The organism is Vibrio sp. V19_P1S1T109, from assembly GCF_002241375.1.
Taxonomy (GTDB): Bacteria; Pseudomonadota; Gammaproteobacteria; order Enterobacterales; family Vibrionaceae; genus Vibrio; species Vibrio anguillarum.
On record NZ_NDIM01000110.1, the window covers coordinates 1 to 2,041 of the forward strand.

Genomic DNA, 2,041 nt, shown 5'->3' on the forward strand with positions numbered 1-2,041 from the left:
GCTCAAGAGGGATTGTCAACGCATGGCGACTTTAGTGCAAAATTGAAGTTCAGTGTTTACAGTGTGTTTTTTGAGTTCGGTTATGCGTTGTCAACCCCTTAGCCGGGCGTTATGCAACTCAGGGAAATTTAGGGGTTCAATCTTTTTAGATTTCTCCGGCCATTCATTTTGTGTTGTCGGCAAATGAGCACTTTTATCCTCAGATTCGTGGTTCACTCAAACCGTAAAACAGGCAAGGTTCTTTGTTTGCCTCAATCAGTTTTAGCGTTGGCGTGTTGTGAATCTTGTGGCCGCAAAGTGTGGAAAGGGCAAGTTTATCGAGCATTTTGTACTTGCTGAAAGTCTTGCTTGTTGAGTTTGTCTCATTCAAAAGCTTGGTTTGTTGTTGAACGGTGGACTTTGTTTTGGCGGCTCATTTATCACAGTTCTTGTTTGGGGTGGTTCTTGAATCACTCAACCATTGCAATTGTGGATTTTGGTCGTGTAAATTCAGTTTATCTCATTGAATTTGCATAACAAACGGCTCAAGAGGGATTGCCAACGCGTGGCGACTTTAGTGCAAAATTGAAATTCAGTGTTTACAGTGTGTTTTTTGAGTTCGGCTATGCGTTGTCAACCCCTTAGCCGGGCGTTATGTTGCCTCATGGCGTAAGGAGAATTTAATTGGCATCGTTAGAAGAAGCTTATAGCTATGAATATGATGACATTATTGATGCGGAGCTTGCCTATGATCTTTATTGGGCAGGGGTGATTTCTAGTAAATCCGCGTTTGAATGTCCAAGTGAGTTTTGTGAAGCAAAAGTTACCTGTGTGAACATGGATGCTGAAAAGCAAGATATGCAGCAATCACCACACTTTCGTGGCTATAACCACTCGTCAGAGTGTGATGCGAGCATAGGTAAAAAACCGAAAGTTAGTGCTGGTTCAAAATATGAGCCTAGTGCATCTAAAGTTGTAAAAAGTGACCAAAAGTCAGACACATTTAATCTACATAGACCGCCTAATCAATTTGCCAAAAAGAAAAAAGGTGAACGTGATAAAAGCAAAAAGCGAGCAATCAATTCACGACGTCCCCATGTTCAAGGAGAGCATGAGCTTCAATCTGGCTCAGATTTCTATGCTGTCAGATCTTTAGTAACTAAGTACATTCGTCACAGAAAAGATGAAACGCTGTCAGAACACTATGTAAATATCAGTGGAAAGGACATTAGCTATAGAGAGTTGTTCAAAGGTGTTTACAACCAACCAATAGAGGCTCTTCGCGGAGAAAAGCGTATTTATTGGGGAGTTGCGTATATTAACCATATGCCGGACAAAAATACTTATCGCATTGTCTTTCAAAATGAAATGCAGCACGGCAGCAACTATATTAGGCCTTCATTTTTCATATCCGCGGAGCAGATTGAAGCCTATCCAGTTAATAACCTTGTGACTAAGAGACTGGCTAAAATTTCAGAGTCAAAAGATAAGCGAGCATTCGTCTTTTTATACTCTAAGCCTCATGGTCAAGGGCCTAACTATATTAACTTTGATGTAGACAGCTTAGATTACCTTGAAATTAGGTATTTAGACTTATTTGATGAGCTCAAAAAGTCAACATAACAAACGCTTCAAGAGGGACAACCAACGCGCGGCATTTTTATTATGCGTTGGTTTTTGTGATTACGGTGTTGTGCGGAAGCTTGGTAGTAGCGTTGTCTGCCCCTTAAGCGGGCGTTAGCTGAGGTTAAGAGAAACCATAAAATTAAGCGCTTATTTTTCTTAGTCTGAGGCTCTAGCTTTGCACCTGAAAGTCAGCACTTTTCCATGTATCTCGCCAGTGGCACTGTTCGTGAAGTGCTTGAACTAACCGAAGTCTGTTTACGGGAGGTGGTGTGTTTGTTTATTTCTTTGGTGTGGCTTCTTTGGTTTTGAAGCTCTTTCGCGCCTAAATGGGTTTTGCGCACTTGGTTGTTGGCTTCTTCGAAAGGATTCTTTGTAAATTGAAGTCTTAGAAGTTCGTCAGTTTCCCTGTTATTTCTTCTTTGCCAAGTGCGTTTCG

Annotated in this window: 2 protein-coding genes; one reads left to right on the top strand and one right to left on the bottom strand. The window is 41.3% G+C overall.

Annotated features, from left to right (window positions below; translation table 11 throughout):
* The first annotated feature begins 663 nt into the window (after nucleotides 1–663).
* Complete coding sequence (locus B9J87_RS05235; RefSeq protein WP_088733289.1) at nucleotides 664–1,602, top strand: hypothetical protein; 939 nt, start codon at nucleotides 664–666, stop codon at nucleotides 1,600–1,602.
* Between the two features lie 191 nt (nucleotides 1,603–1,793).
* Here B9J87_RS05235 and B9J87_RS17820 read toward each other — a convergent pair.
* The coding region (locus B9J87_RS17820) for a hypothetical protein (RefSeq protein WP_217898078.1) at nucleotides 1,794–2,041 on the bottom strand (248 nt) is incomplete at its 5' end.